General features: G+C 52.7%; 18 protein-coding genes. 9 read left to right on the top strand and 9 right to left on the bottom strand.

All coding sequences use genetic code 11. The features are described from left to right. Window positions 1-163: 163 nt before the first annotated feature. On the bottom strand, window positions 164-1,111 hold the full coding sequence (locus AB4124_RS08490; protein WP_441972352.1) for an alpha/beta hydrolase: 948 nt from the start codon (window positions 1,109-1,111) through the stop codon (window positions 164-166). 209 nt (window positions 1,112-1,320) lie between these two features. On the opposite strand from AB4124_RS08490, the gene AB4124_RS08485 reads away from it, so the two are divergent. Further along, a complete protein-coding gene (locus tag AB4124_RS08485; RefSeq protein WP_441972350.1) occupies window positions 1,321-1,764 on the top strand; it encodes a DUF3888 domain-containing protein in 444 nt (147 codons plus the stop codon). A 146-nt stretch (window positions 1,765-1,910) separates the two neighbouring features. Here AB4124_RS08485 and AB4124_RS08480 read toward each other — a convergent pair whose 3' ends face one another. Together AB4124_RS08480 and AB4124_RS08475 are read right to left on the bottom strand one after the other, a co-directional pair. Then, complete coding sequence (locus tag AB4124_RS08480) at window positions 1,911-3,659, bottom strand: M28 family peptidase (RefSeq protein WP_441972348.1); 1,749 nt, start codon at window positions 3,657-3,659, stop codon at window positions 1,911-1,913. Between the two features lie 167 nt (window positions 3,660-3,826). Further along, entirely contained in the window at window positions 3,827-4,588 is a 762-nt protein-coding gene (locus tag AB4124_RS08475; RefSeq protein WP_339269468.1) for a kanamycin nucleotidyltransferase C-terminal domain-containing protein, read from the bottom strand. Between the two features lie 196 nt (window positions 4,589-4,784). Between AB4124_RS08475 and AB4124_RS08470 the strand changes: the two genes are divergently transcribed. Next, window positions 4,785-5,498, top strand: a complete 714-nt coding sequence (locus AB4124_RS08470; protein ID WP_441972346.1) for an SAM-dependent methyltransferase — start codon at window positions 4,785-4,787, stop codon at window positions 5,496-5,498. A gap of 125 nt (window positions 5,499-5,623) precedes the next feature. Here the strand turns inward: AB4124_RS08470 and AB4124_RS08465 are convergent, their stop codons facing one another. Both AB4124_RS08465 and AB4124_RS08460 read right to left on the bottom strand, forming a co-directional pair. Then, window positions 5,624-6,247, bottom strand: a complete 624-nt coding sequence (locus tag AB4124_RS08465; RefSeq protein WP_379414010.1) for a GyrI-like domain-containing protein — start codon at window positions 6,245-6,247, stop codon at window positions 5,624-5,626. Between the two features lie 98 nt (window positions 6,248-6,345). Beyond that, the gene (locus AB4124_RS08460) at window positions 6,346-7,323 is read right to left on the bottom strand and encodes a helix-turn-helix transcriptional regulator (RefSeq protein WP_441972344.1); all 978 of its coding nucleotides are present in this window, start codon (window positions 7,321-7,323) and stop codon (window positions 6,346-6,348) included. 159 nt (window positions 7,324-7,482) lie between these two features. On the opposite strand from AB4124_RS08460, the gene AB4124_RS08455 reads away from it, so the two are divergent. Both AB4124_RS08455 and AB4124_RS08450 read left to right on the top strand, forming a co-directional pair. Beyond that, a complete protein-coding gene (locus AB4124_RS08455; protein ID WP_441972343.1) occupies window positions 7,483-8,148 on the top strand; it encodes a TetR family transcriptional regulator in 666 nt (221 codons plus the stop codon). A gap of 305 nt (window positions 8,149-8,453) precedes the next feature. Then, complete coding sequence (locus tag AB4124_RS08450) at window positions 8,454-9,197, top strand: SDR family oxidoreductase (protein ID WP_430110033.1); 744 nt, start codon at window positions 8,454-8,456, stop codon at window positions 9,195-9,197. Between the two features lie 164 nt (window positions 9,198-9,361). On the opposite strand, the gene AB4124_RS08445 is transcribed toward AB4124_RS08450, so the two are convergent. Then, window positions 9,362-9,940: a TIGR00730 family Rossman fold protein gene (locus AB4124_RS08445; protein WP_215162722.1), complete on the bottom strand. Its 579-nt coding sequence runs from the start codon at window positions 9,938-9,940 to the stop codon at window positions 9,362-9,364. Between the two features lie 218 nt (window positions 9,941-10,158). Between AB4124_RS08445 and AB4124_RS08440 the strand changes: the two genes are divergently transcribed. Continuing rightward, a complete protein-coding gene (locus tag AB4124_RS08440) occupies window positions 10,159-10,476 on the top strand; it encodes a MazG nucleotide pyrophosphohydrolase domain-containing protein (protein ID WP_076322613.1) in 318 nt (105 codons plus the stop codon). 178 nt (window positions 10,477-10,654) lie between these two features. Here AB4124_RS08440 and AB4124_RS08435 read toward each other — a convergent pair whose 3' ends face one another. The 3 genes from AB4124_RS08435 to AB4124_RS08425 form a co-directional block, all read right to left on the bottom strand. Then, window positions 10,655-11,632 carry an electron transfer flavoprotein subunit alpha/FixB family protein gene (locus tag AB4124_RS08435; RefSeq protein ID WP_430110038.1) on the bottom strand — a complete coding sequence of 326 codons (978 nt, stop codon included), beginning with the start codon at window positions 11,630-11,632 and terminating at the stop codon, window positions 10,655-10,657. 267 nt (window positions 11,633-11,899) lie between these two features. Then, window positions 11,900-12,667, bottom strand: coding sequence for an electron transfer flavoprotein subunit beta/FixA family protein (locus AB4124_RS08430; RefSeq protein WP_441972341.1), 768 nt, complete (start codon window positions 12,665-12,667; stop codon window positions 11,900-11,902). Between the two features lie 38 nt (window positions 12,668-12,705). Then, window positions 12,706-13,296 (bottom strand): TetR/AcrR family transcriptional regulator, encoded by a 591-nt coding sequence (locus tag AB4124_RS08425; RefSeq protein WP_076322610.1) that lies wholly within the window; start codon window positions 13,294-13,296, stop codon window positions 12,706-12,708. 467 nt (window positions 13,297-13,763) lie between these two features. On the opposite strand from AB4124_RS08425, the gene AB4124_RS08420 reads away from it, so the two are divergent. The 4 genes from AB4124_RS08420 (at window position 13,764) to AB4124_RS08405 (ending at window position 22,235) form a co-directional block, all read left to right on the top strand. Then, window positions 13,764-15,944, top strand: coding sequence for a (Fe-S)-binding protein (locus tag AB4124_RS08420; protein WP_441972339.1), 2,181 nt, complete (start codon window positions 13,764-13,766; stop codon window positions 15,942-15,944). Then, entirely contained in the window at window positions 15,941-18,382 is a 2,442-nt protein-coding gene (locus AB4124_RS08415; protein WP_441972337.1) for a 3-hydroxyacyl-CoA dehydrogenase NAD-binding domain-containing protein, read from the top strand. The genes AB4124_RS08420 and AB4124_RS08415 overlap by 4 nt, the downstream gene beginning before the upstream one ends. Before the next feature lie 230 nt (window positions 18,383-18,612). Continuing rightward, complete coding sequence (locus AB4124_RS08410; RefSeq protein WP_076322607.1) at window positions 18,613-19,803, top strand: acetyl-CoA C-acyltransferase; 1,191 nt, start codon at window positions 18,613-18,615, stop codon at window positions 19,801-19,803. Window positions 19,804-20,444: 641 nt separating this feature from the next. Beyond that, window positions 20,445-22,235 (top strand): acyl-CoA dehydrogenase family protein, encoded by a 1,791-nt coding sequence (locus AB4124_RS08405; protein ID WP_441972335.1) that lies wholly within the window; start codon window positions 20,445-20,447, stop codon window positions 22,233-22,235. Window positions 22,236-22,262: the final 27 nt, after the last annotated feature.

The raw sequence follows: 22,262 nt of genomic DNA, 5'->3' as shown, positions 1-22,262 counted from the left end.
AGGTCTTTCGATACACGGATGAAGTAAAAATCACGCAAATAGATGCGCAAATTGAACAGGCAACCCGAGCGCCTGAAAGGAAAGGAAGCAGCGTTATAGGCTTCCCCCTCACCTCGCACCAAAAAGAGCAGTCCACTTGGGCTGCTCTTTTTCTTCATTTCTCTTATTGCACGTACGTGCCAATAAACTCTGTTACTTCGCGGTCATATCCCTCGGGGTCAAACTGGCGCGCCATGCCGTGACCTGCTTCGGGGACGATGAACAACTTCTTTTGCTCCGGACCATTCTCGTACAGCTCATACACCATCTCGGTAGGTACGAACAAATCGCCGCCGCCGTGAATGAACAGCGTCGGCGTCTTGGATTTCTTCACCTGCTCCAGTGCGGAGGCTTCGCCGAAGGAGTATCCGGCCCGGATCTTGGTGAGCAGGCTCGTGGATTGAAGCAGCGGGAAGGACGGAAGCTTATACAGGCGCTTCAGCTGATAGGTCAACTCATCCGTGACCGAGGTATACCCGCAGTCCTCGACAATGGCTTTTACCTGGGGAGGAAGCGCTTCGCCGCTGGTCATCATAACCGTTGCACCGCCCATGGATACACCATGAAGGACGACTTGAGCATCTTCGCCTGTATGCCCAATAACTTGATCAATCCATTTCAGATAATCCTTGCGCTCTGGCCAGCCGAAGCCGATGTAATCGCCCTCGCTTCGTCCATGACCTCGCGCGTCGGGTAGAAGCACGTTATAACCCAGATCCTCATGGTACCATTGGGCGAATTCGCTCATCTGCTCCGAATGACCGGAGTAGCCGTGGGCAATGATGACGGTTCTACCCGTTGATACCTTGGCAGGTAAATAGTAAGCATGCAGCTTCAGACCGTCGTCTGAAGTAAGGTTCCATTCCTCTAAGCTCTGCTGAGCCCACCATTCCTTGCTGTCCGCAAAGGGGTTATCGATATTCGAGTTGGCTTCCAGGTCCGGGTTGCCGTTCAGAAAGCCCTTGTCGGCGCGGGCAATAGCGACATTATAGAAGTAGAAGCTTGCTGCGACAATAATGACAACCAGTAGTGCGATGATAGCTGCTGACATGATCATAATCCTTTTTTTCATATTGATGGTTATCCTCCCCATATCATGGAACACGATGAATGTAATAAGGAAGGCATATGCCGATACGATATCGTTCCTTCCACCTATCATATCGCACGTCCCCTAATTAATCTATATCGCAGCCCACGTTCATTTCGTGGGTGTTACATCAACCCTATCGGTTAGGGAAGTCTATAATAAAGAGCTGCAGCAGGAGGCGAGAAAGAAATATGCACAAACGCTTCATCAGTCTAATTCTTGCCGTCGTTACGGTTATCGGTTTACCGCTGCCGTCCTATGCCGAGGGGGCCTATTCTTCACCGAAGAAGGATAGTTCACAGCTGCAATATCAGGATATGCTGATGCTATTTCTGCTTCCTCATATCGATAAAGCGGTTCGCGGGCATTATATCCATACGTTGAAGGAGCAGCCGCTTGTCTATCCCTACTTTGTGGATGTGACCGAAGTGAAGAGGGTGAACGGGTTTCGCGGTTTTCATTTCATCATTACGCTTGAGGCCAGCCCAACGGTCGGTCCCCATATTACGGTGGGAAAGGACCGGCTTGTGTTTGAGGTGGCTCCGACGATTCCCGGCGGTATGGTCAAGCTGGTGGAATACAAACATCTGGAGACATATGAGCTCCCCCCGCATTGGCAAGATATCGTGAAGTAACGGCGGCGAAACCAATCCAATATCACATCCAAAAAAACAAGCAAACGCAGTTCGCGCGTTTGCTTGTTTGGTATGGGTATAACGGTGCGTTTATCGGGTGTCACACCCTCAAGCAGTTGAGCAGCAGGCAGGGTGCCTGAAAATGATTACCGCATCTCGAAAATCGGTCGATCCGGTCCAGGTTCGGCCTGGATCCAGCCGATGGCGAGCAGAACGACGACGGCGATGAAGGCAGCCGGCAGTACCCATTTCCAGGCATATGCGAGCATTCGTACAGCCGGGGACATCATGGCAAGTATCAGCCCGATCAGTACAACGCTGAATAGGTGAATCCCTGGCGGCAGCATAAGGAACACAATATGAAAGACCGAAGTGAACATCAGAACAGGGATAAGGGACGTTCCCAGTACAACAGCCGGATGGTTTAAAGATTCGATCGGGTCCCGGGTAAATGCCGCCCATGTCAATGCCGCGAACTGGACCAGCAGCGGAATCGCAAATAAATAGCTTGCGCCCGGCAGGAACCAGGTTGAACCAACAAGCAGCAGCAGGAACAGGAATGCGCCCGCCAGCAGCATCTCCAATTCATTCACTTTCCGCACGATCCAGCGGGTGAGCGCAACATGAATGATGAAGGTTACCAGTATAAAGCTGACACTGTACAGAAACGAATCATAGGTTGCGCCTGTGGGCTGCGTCATTTTGCCGGCCCACAACGTATCAACCAGCGACCACAAGCCAAAGCTTAGCGCTGCCGAGAGCACGACGGCCAGAATCGAGGTTAGCAAGCTGATCAAACTTCCCTTTAGGGAGAGTCTAGAGATGCGGGCAAACAATACCGCGAAAGCCAGCCATATCGCCGCGAACACCACGGTGATCGGGACCGCCCATTTTGCAGGGTAATGAACCAGCAGGCCAAATAGATTGAAGTAAATACGGTCGTCTGTTGAAGCCAGGTCAGTCAAGTCGAGATTGCCAAAATGCTTTGCCATGGCGAGTGCATTCTCGCCTTGATGCTGCATGGTTTCAAGGGAGACGTTCTCCGTGTTGTCCATCGGGGTATGATAGGCTGCCCACCCATCGCCATAGGCAAAGTTCAGTCCCGGGAGACCATGCTCCAACGCCACCGTCAGATCGGTATCGTTCGGCAGTTGTTTGTAGAGGTCCACCAAGAGAGAGTTGCTGACAGGATTGGATACGGCCTTGGCGTATTCTTCAATGATCCGACTATTGTTGTCGCTGGTCTGGAACATAAGGGAGGAGCCTTTTGATCCTCGGGCTTCAAAATTCGCAATCATGCCAACCTCACGATGCTGTGGGTCACGGAAGAACACTTCAGCCCCCAGCAGGCCTTTCTCCTCCCCGTCTGTCAGCAGAATCCATATGTCATTCTGCGGTGGAGGCCCGGCTTGGATCGCTCTTGTCGTTTCCAGCAATGAAGCTACACTTACCGAAGCATCATTCGCTCCGGGTCCGGTAGGGACCGAGTCATAATGGGACATAAGCAGGAGCGGTTTGCCCAATCCGGTGCCCTTAATGACGCCCAGAATATTCGTAAGTTGAATGTCGGCGTCGATATACTTGGTTGTCAGGCGGTCATTAAATTCTTGAACGTCCGGGTTCAAGCCGAGCTGCTTCATCTGTTCCACCAAGTAAGCTCTGACTTCGGCATTGGCAGGCGAACCTATCGGGTGGGGTTCTTGCGCAATCCGATTGACATGCGCCATCGCACGTTCGGCAGAGAACTCGGTTGCGGGTGCATCGATGCCCCTGGCCTGCGGCGGCTTCTCAAACCACAGCATGAGAGAGATAAAGAGTATGACGGTGAGGATGGTTGTAAGCGGCAGCCAATAAGGAGGTCTGTAATCCGGCGGTCTACTCAATTGAATTTGCATGATAAATACTCACTTCCTTTTATGATCATTCAGGCGTTGCGTAAAGCGATCTTTCATCGTATGTAAGAAATGCGCTCTTACACAGCGTAGTTCCAGAATATGACATGTGTCAATATAAGATTGAGAATGATCAGCATTTTATGCATAACACAAAGCAAGAGCCTCCATCAGAATGGAAGCTCTTTAGATTTATATTCAATATTCATTTTTTCATACCATGCGTTCAGTCCGGTCCAGAGCTGTTCACAAAGCTCATATACATGATCGATCTGGAGAAGCTGACCTCGCATGACCAATTGCGCCAGTTCATCGTATCCGGAAGGCCTGGATTTCAGGGACAGTGATTCCTCCAATGTCTTGGCTCTTGTATTGTAAAATGTTCGGTTGGCAAGTCCAATCAGCTTGGCGGCCTGCCAGGTCAGATCTTTGGCCCCGAGCGGGAGGTAGCTAAAGTTACCGGATTGGACGTTGTTTCGTATTTTGCCCATCGTTTCGTAGGGTTCCCAGATCATGAATACCCGCATCGTTTCTTTGATGGCTTCCTCTGAAACCTGGAGGGGCAGCTTCCGAATCTCAGCGAGCAGGTTCGCCGGATCGTAGATTTCCTGTAGATGGACATAAGCGCCAGCTGTAATCGCCCATGAGTCGTCCACAGACGCGGCAGCCTTCAGTATGTCCTGTTTTTGTTCCATGCCGATTTCGATTTTGAAAGGGGGGTATATGAATTCGTGTCCGGTAAGGGAGACTCCGTCCTGTGTAACAACTTGAAGTTCAATGTCCGAGTAAGGGCCATCAATCCCTTGCGCGATCGAGCCGTACAGGCCAATGGCCAGAATGTCATCGCCGTGCAATTGAAGCAGCCGGTCTTTGATTTGATGAATGATGTTCATTTTCTCTTCTCTGGTCGTAGCCGCAGGATAAGGTAACATAAGGAAATCCCCTCCGAAATAAGTTAGTTATCCATATTATAATATAAATAGAACGGTTGAAAGCCGAGTGGAGTTTGGGATTCTGTGAATAAATATAAGGGTTATCCGGAATTCCATCATATGGTAATATATGCTTACGGATGTGGGAAGTAGTGGTCGCACCCGCACCCACAATAAATAGCTGAGGTGAGAAGAGATGAGTAGAGCTGAGCAGAGTCAAGGCAAGACGAAACAGGAATTGGACCGGGTTGTATTTATTGGCCGCACGTTTGAAGAGTACACGTTTATGTTTGATTTGGAAATGTCAGAGCTTACCGGCAAAAGCATATTGGATTGCCCCTCCGGAGCGTGTTCGTTCACCGCTCACGGTTCGAAGCATGGTCTCGATATCACGGCCAGTGATATTGCCTATGATCACAAGCCGGATGACCTGGAGGCCAAGGGACTGCAGGATATCGGGCATGCGATGGAAACGATGGAACAGGCGAAGAGTAATTATGTTTGGGACTATTACGGAGATGTAAAGGGGCTTCGTCGGCATCGCCAGCAAGCGCTCCGTGACTGTGTCCAGGATATGAGGGAGTTTCCGAATCGCTATGTCGCTGCAGTACTGCCGGAGCTGCCTTTTGCTAACGAACAGTTTCACCTGGTGCTGTCCGCCCATTTTCTGTTTATGTACAGTGACCGATTGGATTATGACTTTCATGTCCAGACGATTCGGGAGCTGCTGCGAGTGGCCTCGGAAGAGGTGCGCATCTTCCCGTTGACCGATTTATCGGGGAGTCGTTACGGCCATTTGGACCGCTTGATTCATGAGCTGGAGGCAGAAGGCTACCGGGTAGCGGAAGTCACTGTGCCTTATGAGTTTATGAAGAACGGCAATTCGCTGCTAAGCATTCGTAAGAGATAGACAGACAGACGGATAAAATTAAGATATAGAATGAATATAAAATAAGGGAGGGAGCCGGCAATCAGCTGGCTCCCCCTTTTGGTTGGGATGGTTTTTGCAGAGTGGACGTGCGCTCTAATTCTCTATTAGTTCAAATTCTCCTGTCTTACAGGAGCACGGAGAATGGTTTTCATGGAGGCGGCGGCGGCTTTTCGTGGATCGGACAAATAAATCTCATGATGCAGCCCGTCCTGGACGTAATGATGCTGTTCCATGTAGGCATACATTTTCGCCAACGTATCAGGCTCCGTGCTGTAGGGGCCGATATGCATGATTTGGACGCATAGTCCCTCATGGATCGTTTCCAATACCACTTGTTGAATGGGTTCCAGATGATTTTTCTTGGAGAAGGCTTTGTCCCGCGCGGAACTTACGATCTCCGGGGTGACGAACGCCGGCATCCGAATGAGCAGCTTCCAATGCCATTCCTCTTTCGGAACCTCCAAACCGTACCGATCCGAGTTCACCCACCATTGTCCTTCAAGTTTAGGAACGGTAAAATCCTGAATTTCCGCCTTGCAATGTCCCTTAACGCCATAGGCAACGGTATAAAGCGCCTCGGTAGCATCCTCGAAAAGAGAGCTTTCGGGCGCACCTTGACCTTCGAATGACAGATAGAGCAAGGGGTCGAACTGCACAAGCTCAGGGGTGTTCCCGGCTGTGTAATAGGTTTTATCGCTTTTGGCTAGATCGAGTTTAGGAAGCGTCATACGTAAATCTCTCCTTTTTGGTCATGATTTACGGCTATCATAAACCAACTTCACTGACTGCATAGGAGTCAGTGAAGTTATCTGAAGTTATCGAAGGATCATCCCTCGTAATATGCGGCCAGGTCTCGGGCTGTCTCGGAAAGAATGGTTCGCAGCTGCTGAGGCTCAAGTACATTAATTCCCCTGCCATAAGAAAGCAGCAGATAAGGCATGTATTGCAGCATCCAATCCGGATGCATCCGGAATTCGGCCTCGTCGTCAGTTCTTCTTGTGACAAGATAAGGCTGCAGGAACCACTGGTTGCATATCGCGTCCAGGACCTCGGTGAGCCCTTGAAGGCGAACGGTTACCAACGTCGTTTCGTTCTCCTTCGTATTCTGATCCTGATACTCATGAATACGGCTCATGTAGTCATGTACCGAGAAATGCTCCGGCATTTCAAACGTGCGGCCTGTTAAGGACAGGCTGTTCATCCGATCTACCCGGAATACACGGAGGGCTTCCCGTTGATGGCAATAGGCAATCAAATACCATTTGCCGAGCCGGTAGATCAGCCCATAGGGATCAATGTGGCGCTCCTCCGCGGAGCCGCTGAAGGACTTCGCATATTGAAGGATCAGGGTTTCCCGACTGGCAATGGCTTGCTCTAACTCGCGCAACATAGGGTGAAGCAAGGCACTCTGGGATGGCGAGGGGATATGGATGCTGCCGACATGACGCCTCAAGTCTTCCAATTGGGATTCCTGAAGACGGTGTTCAATTTTAGTTCGTGCTTTTTCAAGAGCATCCGTAAACGGATAGTCCGCTTGCCGGGCAAGAAGCACACTATGTTCCATGGCTTTAAGCTCAGTTAGTTCGAAGAACAGCGGCACGCTTAAAAAAGGGTCGGGCAGCCTGAACCCCCCGCCATGCCCCGATTCGGATATGATGGGGACTCCGCTCATACCCAGTGTGTCGATATATCGGTAGACCGTTCGGACACTTAACTCAAGTCTCTCCGCCAATTGCTCGGCTGTCATTTTTTTATGGGATCGAAGCAGCCATAGGATGGATAACAGATAGTCCAGCTTAGCCATGGACAGCACTCGCTTTCTTCATGTTATTTAGGTTAAATCCGGATTAATGAAGCTATTATAACAATCCATGAGGGGGTGTAATCAAGGGTATGAAGAGGGGATTCCAGGTATAACAAATAACAAAAGTTCAATATTGATATTGAATGATGGTTTGTTATAATGTGTTCAACAGAGAGGGGGCGTAAAGATGGGCAGTTGGGCGGAAAATCCAAGGTCTCTATGCTCATTGAACCTATGTCACATGATCAACCATTAACGAAAGAAGCCATATTGGACGCTGCCGAGCAGACGCTTCGGCGCTATGGCCCTGACAAGACCTCGGTTGTCGATGTTGCCAAGGCGCTTCAAGTGAGCCATGGATCTCTATACCGGCATTTTCCCAGCAAGGCCGCTCTGAGAGAAGCCGTAACGGAACGATGGCTGCAGCGGATTGCGGATCCGTTACAGAAGATTGCAGACGGAACGGAAGGCAGCGCCGCCGATCGCTTGCGGTTATGGATGGATACCCTCATCCGGGCCAAACGGGCTTATGTCCTTGAGGATCCCGAGATGTTTGCCATGTATACGACCGTGACGCTGGACGCCGTCAAGGTGATTGATACGCATGTGAGGCTGTTAATCGGACAGATTGCCCAGATCATCGATCAAGGGATGTTTACCGGTGAATTTAAGCCGGGCCAGTCGGAGTCGGTGGCAAAAGCTTTTTTCATGGCAACGTCCCTGTTTCACCATCCGGCGCATGCCTCTCAGTGGACCTCGAAGGAGATTGAAGCCGATTTTGACTCGGTGTGGGCGCTATTGTTATCTGGAATCACAAAACAGTAAACAGGCGAGAATAATAGTAAGCGGGAACTAAGCAGTGCTCGCGGCCGCCGTATACCGCAAAAAGCACCGCGGGAGCTAGCACGGTGAGATCACCACTTACGTTAAAAAGATGCTATTCTTGGCGATACTCGCATGAGATAGCGTCTTTTTTGTTCTCATTCAATTACAAGTGACAAAAATATAAAATTGTCACTTGTAATTTGTTATGTGGAGACATATAATCAAATTACAAAAAAGACGTACAGATCAGAGGATCCATCTGATGAGATATTCGTGCACCTAATTCCTATGCGGGAGGTTGTATCATGACAAAGAGTTTATCGGGCAAGGTAGCTATCGTAACGGGAGCATCAAGAGGCATCGGGCGTGAAATTGCGGAGAGGCTTGCGGAAAACGGGGCTAAGGTGGTTATAAACTATGCGAGCAGCCCCGCTAAAGCTGAGGAAGTGGTGAGCGCCATTAAGCAAGGCGGCAGCGAAGCCCGGGCCATTCAAGCCGATATAAGTCAGGTAGCAGCAATTGAACGTTTGTTTAGTGAAACAATCGAGGCTTATGGCGGAATCGATATACTCGTGAACAATGCCGGCATCATGACAACCAAGCCGATTGCGGCCATGACGGAGGAAGATTTCGATCAGCAGTTTGCGATTAATGTGAAGGGGACTTATTTTGCGATCCAGCAGGCTTTTCACCATATGAATTCGGGCGGGCGTATCATCAATTTCTCGACGTCTGTAGTTGGGCAAATGTTCCCGGCGTACAGCGTATATGCTGGCACGAAGGGCGCTGTAGAGCAGTTTACGCGTCAGTTGGCTAAAGAATTCGGACCCAAAGGAATTAGAATTAACGCTGTGGCGCCCGGACCGATTAATACGGAGCTCTTTACGGTTGGCAAATCGGAGGAACAGATCGCGGGAATTGCAAACATGAATGCTTTCGGACGTCTGGGGGAACCGGACGATGTTGCAGGGGCCGTCCTCTTTCTGGCCGGCGAAGAATCGAAATGGATCACAGGTCAAACGATCCGCGTGAATGGCGGTTTTGTGTAATACTCGTCAATATTGCAAAAACAAAAAGGCACCGGGGGTCCGGTGCCTTTCGTTACGGGATACGGTCGATCTGTGGAGAAGGTCATAAATACGCATCAACCTACTTGTGAGTACAAGGCTTCCCCTGAATGTGGGGGAATGTCGCTATTCTCCGCAAACGCCTTTTAATCCAGGTCCTTCCACTTCAAGTCCAGCGTCGGAGGCGTGTAGCTATCCATGAGCTCGAGCAGCTTGAGCGGGTCATCGGAGATGTTGATCAGGTTTAAGTGGGAGGCATTGGAGAAACCTTCCGTGATACTGTACTGAATCAGCTTCATGAACGGTTCATAATACTCCCGGACATTGAGCAGCCCAATCGGCTTCTGATGAATTCCGATTTGCGACCAGCACAATACTTCGAACAATTCCTCAAAGGTTCCAAAACCGCCCGGCATGGCGATAAACCCATCGGACAGCTTAGCCATCGTCGCTTTGCGCTCATGCATATCCGCTACTTCAATGAGCTGGGTCAGCTCGGTATGTACAATCTCACCTTTAAACAGTCCGCTCGGCATCACACCGATAACTTCACCGCCATGCTGCAGAACGGCGTTAGCTACTTCACCCATCAATCCGATTTTGGAGCCGCCGTATACGAGCTTGTATTGGTTGTGGGCAATGTGTCTGCCGAGCTCGGCAGCTTTCGCTTTATAGTCTGGGTGTTCGCCCATGTTCGATCCTGCAAATACACATATAGATTTCAATTCGCACACTCCTTGACAAGATGTTGATATTTCATTTGAGTAATTATACTATATATAGTGATTTATGTCATGGCGTCGATGGACTATACTGTTAATGCTCATCAGATGGCACCTACTTATATTATGGCATACATGTTAGCATTATCATGAGTTTGATCTTGAATTATGTAAAAAGTAAAGGTTAAGTGATCCCAGGGAATCGCGGAGGTAGCACAAGCATGGATATGAATGAAGCGCAGCAATGGATTAAACAGTTTTACGGGGAGCGAGGCTGGACCGAGTACGGCCCCTTTATTCGCGTTGGGTTTTTGATGGAGGAGACAGGGGAAACGGCGCGTGCCGTCCGCGCTTATGAGATCGGCAGGGACCGCCCCGACGAGGAGGTTCAATCCAAGGAACAGCTCAAGCAGGATTTGGTGGAGGAGATCGGCGACGTGCTCGGCAACATTTCACTGTTGGCGGATCTTTATGGCATTTCGCTGGAAGAAGCATTTACTGCCCATCAGCAGAAGCTGCTGAAGCGGTTTGGTTCTTAAAGGTGATACGCTAGACCCTGTTTTGCATCCCACTGACGAGGCTGCCCCCCAGGAATGATTCATAGTCGAAGGGTCATTATTACGGCAAAACTTACGAAGTAAAAGGCTGCCCCAGGTCCCTTGGACCTTTTGGAGCAGCCTTTTTTGACATGTATCGTGGGATAAACCATTAGAAGTCTTACGATACCAGGACCTTGCGGAATTCCTCCGTCAGCAGCGGGACGATATCGAACAGATCGCCGACGATGCCGTAATCAGCTACCTTGAAGATCGGTGCCTCCGGGTCCTTGTTGATGGCGATAATGACTCGCGATTGGCTCATGCCGGCCAAATGCTGGATGGCGCCGCTAATGCCGCAGGCAATATAGATCTCGGGCGTGACCACTTTGCCGGTCTGCCCGATCTGGAGCGCGTAATCGCAGTAGCCGGCATCACAGGCTCCGCGCGATGCGCCGACGGCCCCGCCGAGCAGGTCCGCGAGCTCCTCCAGCGGCTGGAAGCCTTCCGCACTCTTCACGCCGCGACCGCCGGAAATGACGATTTTGGCTTCCGAGAGGTCGATCTTTCCCGTGGTTTTGCGAACGACGTCCTTTACTACGGAACGAAGGGAGGGAGCCGGATAAGCGATATCCTCAATGCTGGCGCTCATGCCTTCGATGGCTTCCGCTGCAGGAATATTGTTCGGACGCACCGTGACCACCCACGGTCCGTTCTGGAAGACGCGCTTCTCAAAAGCTTTACCCGCATAGAGCGGACGCGTGAACACCGCTTCTCCACCTTCGGTCTCGATCGCGGTTACGTCGGAAATTTGCCCTGCATTCAGGGAAGCGGCGACGAGTGGTGCTAAATCGCGGCCGATAGCTGTATGTCCGAAAAGTACGGCATCCGACTGCGCCTGATTGATAACCGCTTCAATGGCAGCCATATAAGCTTCAGGATTATAGTTTTCCAGATCATCATGCTCAACCGTATAGATGGTATCGGCGCCATAGGCGTGCAGGGCCGATACGGCCTCGGTAATATTCGAGCCTGCGACCAGAATGCGGATGCTGTCACCGTCACCAGCAATCAAACGAGCTGCACCAAGCGTCTCGAGGGCAACCTGGCGCAGCTTTCCATCCCGGTTCTCGGCATACACTAATATCGTTTTGCTCATATCATAACCTCCTAGGATCCATTTGAGATTGAAGTGAAGAGAGTTTGACGATTTAACCAGCCTGAGCAACCTAAGCGAATTCAGGAGATTTCCTCCGACCGCTGCTGCTCCGGATTCGCGAAACGTATCAAGCGAAAAGCGTGCATGACGGACATCCCGTAAACCATACAATCAGAATACATAAGGAATGATGACATGGCCCTCTGTCGGTTCCGTGTAACCGCATTCAATAGCGGGTGTCAAAGGGTACACCCGTTCACCCGTTCATTAGATCACTTTCGACTGGGTGCGGAGCAAGGATACCAGCTCATGTGCCACTTCGGCGGGCTCACCCTTCAGAATACGTCCGGCACTTCGCTCCGGCGGCAGGGACAGCTCGCTTTGCTTTGTTGCCGGCTGGATATCGGCTTCCGATAACCCGAGATCATCAAGGGTCAGCGTTTGAAAAGGCTTCTTCTTGGCCTTCATGATGCCAGGCAGCGATGGATAGCGGGGTTCGTTCAATCCCTGCTGTGCCGTGAAGATCGCTGGGAGCTGAACCTCCAGCACTTCAAGATCGCCTTCGGCATCCCGATGCACTTCAGCCGTGGTACCGTTCAGCGTAAGCTTGGTAATGGAGCCGGTATGCGAAATACCGAGAAGGCTCGCCAGGCGAATGGCCACCTGACCCGAACCGCGGTCCACGGAGAAGTTGCCGCCAAGGATCAGATCCGGGCTTTCCTTGGACAAATACGCATGCAGCACCTTCGATACCGCATATTCATCGTCAGGAATCCGCTCGTCGGAGATCAGCACGGCATCATCAGCACCCATGGCCAGCGCAGTCCGCAAGGCCTCTGCCGTACGATCCGGTCCGACGGACAGGAGTGTCACGCTGCCGCCGTGGTCATCCCGAAGCTTCACGGCTTCTTCCACCGCATATTCGTCATACGGATTGATTACGAATTTCACCCCATCCTCGGCAATCGATCCGTTCTCAATCGTAATTTTTTCCTCCGTGTCAAAGGTCTGTTTAAGCAATACCACAATCTTCATCGGTTAAACGCTCCCTTCAATATGAATATCAGCGGGACTTATTGTCCGCTGGAAACACCGTTCAGGAAAAAGCTAAGCGTCTCATCCGCCTGATCGGACAGAGAATACTTGCGGCCGGAGATCAGCCAAGAGGTTACCGCTTCATCCATCGCGCCAAAAATCAGGTTGCGCACCAGTTTGACGTTCAGATCGGAACGGAATTTCTGTTCTTTGATGCCCTGTTCCAGGATATTCTCGATCAGCACAATATATGGCTTCAATGCGCTGCCGATTTCCTTGCGCAGCTCCAGATCGCTCTGCCGCAGCTCAATCTGCGTGACATAAGCAAGCTCAGGATTGCTCTCCAGCTCCGAGAAATGGATGCTGCAAACCGTCCGCAGTGCTTCCACGGCATCCGTGGTTCCTTCCACGCTTTCGTGGAATTTGCCGACCAGTTCGCCAAGCTTTTCCTGAAACAGGCGGATCAGGATATCCTCCTTCCTCTTAAAGTATAAATAGATGGTGCCGTCAGCCACGCCGGCGGCCTTGGCGATCTTGGATACCTGGGACCGGTGGTAGCCGTTCTCGGCGAATACTTTCAGGGCGCCCTGGAGAATAAGGTGGTATTTTTCATTTTTTTTACTTGTCATATGCTCACCCCGATGTTAGAATACAGTTAAAATTATGAATGAATACTCATTCATTTCTTGTATCCATCATAAAATACGTTCATGTCGTTGTCAACGATGGGTTACGAAGAAGCGCGAAATGGATGAAGCAGATGGATCAGAGCAGCAGAATAAGGCGTTCATATCAGAGCAATAGACGGCAGTTCAACCGGAAGAAACAAGTCACTGGGTATCCGCAGGCAAGTACAGATGAGAGCGTTGTACGGATGAAGAGATGCAGCCAGAAAAGATGAAGTTCGGTTTAGCGTGGTCGGCACGGCACGATGTGGAGGTCTATTTTTGTTCTCGCAATGAAAGCGCTTCATATATTATCCCGACATGGACATATGACGAGAGTTAGGAAGGAGTGACAGGAGCTTCGGAAAATGGGACGCTGCACCAGACTACCAGAAGAAAGAAGGATTTTTTAACGCAAGGGGCTGAGAGAGATGATTCTAACCTTAATCAATGCACTGCTCTTTGTCTTGATCACCGGTTGGGCGGTGTACATGTTCGCCACCATAGTGTATCGCCGGTACCTGTATATCCGTTTGGGCAAGCCAGCGAATCTGAAGAAGGACCTGAAGGAACGCCTGAGTCAATTCGCTATCCAGGTATTCGGACAGAGCAAGCTTTTTAAGGACCGCAAGAGCGGCATCATGCACTTTATCGTATTTTACGGATTTATCATTTTACAGTTCGGTGCGCTCGACATCATCTGGAAGGGATTGTCCGGCCACAGCCTGCCGATCCCGGGACACGCCGGCTTTATCTTTATGCAGGAGATTACGGTTGCGCTGATCCTGCTCGCTATCGGTTATGCGGCCTATCGCCGCTATGGCGAGAAGCTGAAACGGCTCAAGCGGGGCTGGAAGCCAAGCATTGTCGTGTTTTTCATCACCACGCTGATGGCTTCGGTGCTGCTGACGATGGCTTTTGAACGGCTCATGGAAGGACTGGCGTGGTCGGCAATGGCCCCGATCTCATCCAGCATTGCGGCCGTGTTTGCCTGGATGCCGCCGGTGGCGGTGACGGTTTGTTATTACCTGTTCTGGTGGCTGCACCTGTTGATTCTGTTGTCTTTCCTCATCTATGTCCCGCAATCGAAGCATTTTCACCTCATTACAGCGCCGATCAACATTCTGGTCCGCCGCACCGATCCCCCGGGCAAGCTCAGCAAGCTGGATCTGGAGGATGAAGAGGCGGAGGAATTCGGGGTAGGCAAAATCGAGGACTTCACGCAGAAGCAGATGCTCGATTTCTATGCTTGCGTCGAGTGTGGAAGGTGCACCAACGTATGCCCGGCATCAAATACAGGCAAGCTGCTGTCGCCGATGCACATGATTGTGAAGCTTAGGGATCATCTCACGGAAAAAGGTGCCGCGCTCACCTCCAAATCAGCGTGGATGCCAGCCTCGGTGTTTGGATCGCCCGGCGTCCATACAATGGCTGCGACGGATCTGGTGCTTGTTGGCTGGAAGGGCGAGGGCATTACCGATATCGGTCCGACGATGGACGTGCAGAAGCGCTCTTGGCATCAGGTCGAGGGCGTAGACCCGAAGGACATTCAATTGATCGGCGGCGTCATGACGGAAGAAGAGATTTGGGCGTGCACGACCTGTCGCAACTGCGAGGATCAGTGCCCGGTCGCGAATGAGCATGTTGACAAAATCGTGGATCTTCGGCGTCATCTCGTTCTAATGGAGGGCAGCGTGCCGCAGGAAGGCCAGCGCGCGATGCAAAACATCGAGCGACAAGGCAACCCTTGGGGAATCAGCCGCGCGGACCGGAGCAAGTGGGTGAAGGAGGTCGACCCGGAAGGGACGTTGGATCTGAAGATTCCGACCGTGAAGGAAAACCCGGATTTCGACGTGCTGTTCTTTGTCGGCTCCATGGGCTCTTACGACAATCGCAGCCGCAAGATCACCAAGGCTTTTGTCCGGCTTATGAATGAAGCGGGTGTCAACTTCGCCATTCTCGGCAACGAGGAGAAGAATTCGGGCGATACGCCGCGCCGCATGGGCAATGAATTTCTGTTCCAGCAGCTGTGCACGGAGAACATCGAGACATTCCAGAAATACGATGTGAAACGAATCGTTACAGCTTGTCCGCATACCTTCAATATTTTGAAGAACGAGTACCCGGAGTTTGGGCTTGAAGCCGAGGTCATTCATCATACGGAGCTGCTGGACCAGCTGGTGAAGGAAGGGCGTCTTCAGCCTAAATATCAGGTTCAGGAGAAAATTACTTATCATGACTCCTGCTACCTGGGACGGTATAACGAGGTGTACGATCAGCCGCGCAGCGTGCTTCGCGCCATTCCTGGCGTTGAGCTCCTGGAGATGGAGCGGAATCGCGAGAACGGGATGTGCTGCGGGGCCGGCGGCGGGCAGATGTGGATGGAGGAAGACGCGGGCAAGCGCGTGAATCTGGCACGCACCGAGCAGGCGCTTGCCGTATCCCCGACGATGATCAGTTCAGCCTGTCCGTTCTGTCTGACGATGCTGGAGGACGGCACGAAGCTGAAGGAAGTGGAAGAAAGCGTAAAAACGCGAGATATCGCAGAAATCCTGGAGTTATCCGTATTCGGTCTATCCGAAATCCATGAACAGGAGGTCGTTGTGCAATGAGTAATACCATTACCAAGGAATCCGTCAGCGGTTCCGGTATCGCAAGTCGAAACATAACCAAAGCCGCCGTGATCGGCTCGGGCGTCATGGGGTCGGGGATCGCCGCCCATCTCGCCAACGCAGGCATTCCCTGCCTGCTGCTCGACATCGTTCCGAGTTCCTTAACCGCGGAAGAGGAAAAAGCCGGATTGTCGCTGGATCATCCGAAGGTACGAAACAGGCTGGCCTCCAAAGCGATTGCCTCTCTCCCTAAATCCAGCACGGCTCCGCTGTACAGCGCTGATTTTGTGGGCCGGATCACCCCGGGCAATACCGAGGATCATCTGAGCCAACTGAAGGACGTGGACTGGATCATTGAGGTGGTCACGGAGCGTCTGGAAATCAAGAAAAGCATCTTCAAACAGATTGAGAGCGTGCGTAAAGAAGGGGCGATCGTCAGCACGAATACCTCCGGCATTTCCGTTAATGCGATGGTCGAGGACTGCAGCGAGGAATTCCGCAGCCACTTCCTGGGGACCCATTTCTTCAATCCGCCGCGTCATATGAAGCTGCTGGAGATTATCCCGGGTTATGACACCGATCCAGACATTACGAAGTTTATGGTTGATTTCTGCACGAAGCGCCTTGGTAAAGGGGTAGTGCTGGCGAAAGATACGCCGAACTTCATCTCAAACCGGATTGGCACCTATGGGCTCCTTGTCACATTGCAAGAGATGGTGAAGAACAGTTATACCGTGGAGGAAGTGGATGCAGCCACCGGGCCTGCTCTGGGGCGTCCGAAGAGCGCCACCTTCCGTACGCTGGATTTGGTTGGCATCGATACGTTTGTCCATGTGGCCAGAAATGTGTACGACTCCGTGCCGGACGGGAACGAGAGGGATGTGTTCACGGTTCCCGATGTCATGAATGAACTCGTCACCCGCGGCTGGATCGGTGAGAAGGGCGGCCAGGGATTCTATAAAAAAGTAAAGAGCGAACAAGGCAGCAAAATCTTATCGCTCAACCTGTCCACGATGGAGTACAATCCGAGCGCCAAAGTGAGCTCTGCTTCCATCGAAGCCGCCAAAGCGGTGAAGGGAGCCAAGCGAAAGATCAAGGCATTCCTCGGTACGCAGGACCGTTACTCGGAACTGGCTTGGAATGTATTGAAGCAAGTGCTTGTCTATGCGGCCGATAAGTTGGGAGAAATCGCCGATTCCATTCAGGACATTGACAACGCAATGAAATGGGGTTTCAACTGGGAGCTCGGTCCATTCGAGACGTGGGATCTGATCGGACTGCCTGAATCCGTGCAGCGTATGGAAGCAGAGGGCATGACGGTTCCGGCTTGGGTGAAGGACTGGATTGCCGCCGGCAACAAGTCCTTCTATCAGCAGAAGGACGGCGAGGTGTTCCATTATTTCAAAGGCGAGTATAAGGGTGTAGAGGTTCAGCCTGAGCTGATCTCGCTGCAAGCGCTCAAATCGCAAAACCGGATCATCCGCTCGAACACGGGGGCGAACCTGATCGACATCGGAGATGGCGTAGCGTGTCTTGAATTCACTTCCCCGAACAATGCGATCGGTGCCGATATCCTGGTCATGATCCAGCAGAGCGTAGAAGAGGTTCGGGCGAATTACCGCGGGCTGGTGCTCGCGAACGAAGGCCGCAACTTCTGCGTCGGTGCCAACCTGATGCTCATGCTGATGGAAGCGCAGAGCGGCGACTGGGATGAGGTGGATGACATCATCCGACTGTTCCAGGGCAGAATGATGAAGCTGAAGGCGCTGGAGAAGCCGGTTGTGGCCGCGCCTCACCGGATGACGCTGGGCGGCGGTGTGGAGGCCTGTCTTCCGGCCGACCGGATCATCTTCTCGGCAGAGACCTATTTCGGTCTCGTGGAGACCGGGGTTGGCCTCATTCCGGCAGGCGGCGGCTGCAAGGAGCTGGCGCTCATGACCAGCAACCGTCATCCCGACAAGGACAGCGACCTCCAGCCGGAGATTAACAAAATCTTCGAGATGGTGGCGATGGCCAAGGCGTCAACCAGCGGACATGAAGCGATCCGCATGGGTTATGGGCGCAGCGGAGATTCGGTGGTCATGAACCAGGACTATCGGATTTATGAAGCGAAGCAGGCGGTATTAGAGATGGACCGGGCAGGCTATGTTCCGCCGCAGCCGGGCAAAGCCCGCGTTGTTGGCCGTGACGGCCGGGCCGTGCTCCAGATGGGCGCCATCGACATGAAGCGCAGCGGTTATATCAGCGATCACGATCTGTTGATCGCGAAGAAGCTGGCGCACATCCTGACAGGCGGCGATGTTCCTGCGGGAACCGTGGTGAGCGAGCAGCATCTGCTCGACCTGGAGCGCGAAGCCTTCCTCAGCCTGCTCGGCGAGGTCAAAACCCAGCAGCGCATGCAGCATATGCTGGCGAAAGGCAAGCCGCTGCGGAATTAGGGCGTTAAGAGAGCTGCTTCAGCTAAGAGATACACCATCTTTCGCAACGTGCGATGCGCCAAATCGACGCTGCATACAGCACATGGTGGCAGGTTATCCATGCTGGCGAAGTTTAATGATGGAGACTCTTTAATCAGTTCCACCGTTACGAATTCATTTCACGGCCGATTAGCGGCCCGCAATCATATCGGTATTGGATCCAACCATTTCAAGTTGATGAGGTGAATGGCATGAGAGAAGCAGTCATAGTATCCCTTGCCCGTACTCCGGTGGGGAAGGCGAAGAAGGGCAGTTTTGCCCAGACGCGCGTGGAGGATCTCGGCAAAGCCGTACTGGAAGCCGTCATTGAGCGTGCGCCGGGCTTGAAAAAAGAGGACGTCGAGGACATCATCCTCGGCTGCGCGATGCCGGAAGGCGAGCAAGGCCTGAATGTCGCACGGATTATCTCGCTGTATGCGGGATATCCCGTGACGGTACCCGCGCTGACCGTCAATCGTTTCTGTTCCTCGGGACTTCAGGCGATCGCTTTCGCGGCGGAGCGCATTATGCTCGGTCATGCCGAGGTGATCGTCGCTGGCGGCGTCGAGAGCATGAGCCATGTGCCGATGACCGGCTTCAAGCCGGCGCCGCATCCGACGATTGTCGAAGAGATGTCAGAGGTGTACATCGGCATGGGGCATACCGCGGAAGAGGTGGCTCGCCGCTTCGGCATCACCCGCGAGGCGCAGGATGCCTTCGCGGCCAGCAGTCACCGCAAAGCTGCCGCCGCCATCGCGGAAGGCAAGTTCCGGGACGAGATCGTACCGGTGAACGTAACGCTGGCTGCGGCCGACGAGCAGGGCAAGGTGCGCAGCAAAACCTTCGCCTTCGATACGGATGAAGGGGTTCGGCCGGACACGACTCCGGATGTGCTGGGCAAACTGAAGCCGGCCTTTGCCCTCGGCGGCTCGGTTACCGCGGGCAACGCGTCGCAGACGAGTGACGGCGCGGCGGCGGTTGCCGTTATGAGCCGCGAGAAAGCGGAGCAGCTGGGCCTTACCCCGCTGGCTACCTTCAAGTCGTTTGCCCTGGCAGGCGTAGAGCCGGAAATTATGGGCGTCGGCCCCGTCGAAGCGATCCCGAAGGCGCTGCGCATGGCGGGCATCGAGCTGGATCAAGTGGATGTGTTCGAGATTAACGAAGCGTTCGCTTCGCAATGCCTCCACATCATTCGCGCTTTGGGTATCGACGAGAGCAAAGTCAACGTCAATGGCGGCGCCATTGCGCTCGGCCATCCGCTCGGCTGCACCGGTGCAAAGCTGACCGTCAGCCTCGTCTCCGAGCTGGCCCGCCGCGGCGGCGGCTACGGCGTCGTGAGCATGTGTATCGGCGGCGGCATGGGCGCCGCGGGGGTGTTCGAGGTGCACGCCGCAGGTGCGTAAGGAGTAGGTTGTGGCAAGAAGAATTTCCTTCCATACCCCAAAGGGACTTGGGGAGGGATTCCCGCATTAGTCCTTGCAGCTGCTCAGCGTGGTTCGATTCGCGCTATCAGTCCTCAAGGAACTAGTAGCTCCCGAGCAAGGTGCTAGGGAATTTTAGTTCAACAATGCTTCTGAATGTATTCAATGAACCAGATCTAGGTTTTCGATATCTAAGTTCAATGATCTTCTAAAGATGCATGACTAGCCAATTCACACTGAGATGTAGTCTTAGTGCGGTGTCCGTTCCGTACCCGGACCGGACACCGCACCACTCACTCCAACCACAGGGGGGGTGCAATGACAGCCGGAGGCAGGGGTTGAACTTAGGGGATTAACTAGTGTACGCCAACCCAGCGGAGAGGGCGGAATTGTACTGGAGAAACGAAGTGGTCGCCTTTGAGTTTGGATTTCTTCTACTTATAGAGCCATTCATTGAAATCCAAACTCAACAGCGATCGGAAGTACAATCCGCAGGCGGAGCGGCCACTATTGCACCACAGTCACGCATACATCATCCATGATCAACCAGCAAGTCGCAACCCAGCAATACCAAGGCAGTCCTTGCACTCCAATATTCCACATTCCGAAAGGGGAAACCAATCATGAGCGATAACCAAACCAAAGAACCGAAAATCAAAGGCGGCAGCTTTGTCATCGATAATCCCGATATGCAGCGCATCCTGACACCTGAGGATTTTACGGAAGAGCACCGCATGATCGGCGAGACGGTGCGTGATTTTATCGATGGGGAAATTGTGCCGCACGATGAAGAGCTGGAGAAGCTCAATTACGAGATGACGGTAGATTTGCTTCGCAAAGCAGGCGAGCTGGGCCTGCTCGGAGCCGATGTGCCGGAGCCGTTCGGCGGGATCGGTCTGGATAAAGTCAGCTCCACGATTATTAACGAAAACTTGGCGAAGGGATCGTCCTTCGCGCTTTCCTTCGGCGCTCATGTTGGGATCGGTACACTGCCGATCGTGTTCTTCGGCACGACCGAGCAGAAACAGAAGTACCTGCCGGATCTGTCGACTGGCGCGAAAATCGCGGCTTATTGCTTGACGGAGCCAACCTCCGGCTCGGATGCGCTGGGTGCCAAAACGACGGCACGCCTGTCCGACGACGGAGACTATTATATTTTGAACGGATCGAAGCTATATATAACTAACGCCGGATTTGCGGATATCTTTATCGTCTACGCCAAGATTGACGGAGAGCACTTCACCGCGTTCATTGTCGAGAAGGAGATGGAAGGCTTTACACTCGGACCGGAGGAGAAGAAGATGGGCATCAAGGGCTCATCGACGCGTCCGCTCTTTTTCGAAGATGTGAAGGTGCCGAAGGAGAACCTGCTCGGCGAGATCGGCAAAGGCCACCGGATTGCCTTTAACATCCTCAACATCGGAAGGTATAAATTGGCAGCCGGCACCGTCGGTGCGGCAAAGGAATCCATCGAGCTGAGCGCGAAATATGCTAACACCCGTAAACAGTTCGATACGCCCATCTCGCAGTTCCCGCTCATGCGCAAGAAGCTGGCCGAGATGAACATCACCACCTTCGTGATGGAAAGTATGGTGTACCGTACGGCAGGTCTGCTGGAGGAAGCGATGCAGGACATCAATTACAACAACGAGGATGCCGGAATCCACTCGGCTGCCGCGATCTCCGACTATGCCATTGAATGCTCGATCAACAAGGTGTTCTGTTCGGAAGGACTGGATAACGTAGCAGACGAAGCGGTGCAGATTCACGGGGGCTATGGGTATATCCAAGAGTACAAAGTGGAACGCATCTATCGGGACTCCCGTATCAACCGCATCTTTGAAGGCACGAACGAGATCAACCGGCTCCTGATTCCGGGCACGCTCGTGAAGAAGGCCATGAAAGGTGAAATCGCACTCCTGCAAAAAGCCCAAGGTCTCCAGGGTGAGCTGCTGCAGCTGGTACCTGGTCAAACCTTTGAAGGCACACTGGAGCAGGAAGCGCACTTCCTGGACATGAGCAAGAAGATTTTCCTCCTCGCAGGAGGCTTGGCGGTACAGAAGTTCGGCACGAAGCTGGAGAAAGAGCAGGAGGCCTTGTCTAATCTGGCGGATATGATGATTGATATTTATGCCCTCGAGAGTGCGCTGCTGCGTACCCGCAAGCAAATCGAACGCACCTCGGTGGAAAAGGCAGCCAGCATGATCGAGATGACGCAGGTGTTTGCATACGAGGCGTTCCAGCGCATTGAAGCACTCGCAAAAGAGACGCTGGCCTCGGTGGAAACCGGTGATATGCTGCGCATGCAGCTGTCGGTGCTCAAGAAACTGACACGCAGCACGCCGGTCGATACGGTGGCCCTCAAGCGCAGCATCGCCGCCCGTGTCGTCAAGAACGAACGGTACACCGTGTAGCATCCGGCACCGAAAGAGATGTGAATG

The sequence above is a fragment of the Paenibacillus sp. 2KB_20 genome, assembly GCF_052115765.1.
Lineage (GTDB): Bacteria > Bacillota > Bacilli > Paenibacillales > Paenibacillaceae > Paenibacillus_AQ.
Note: the sequence above shows the minus strand (reverse complement) of the source record. Positions and strands in the feature narration are given on the sequence as shown.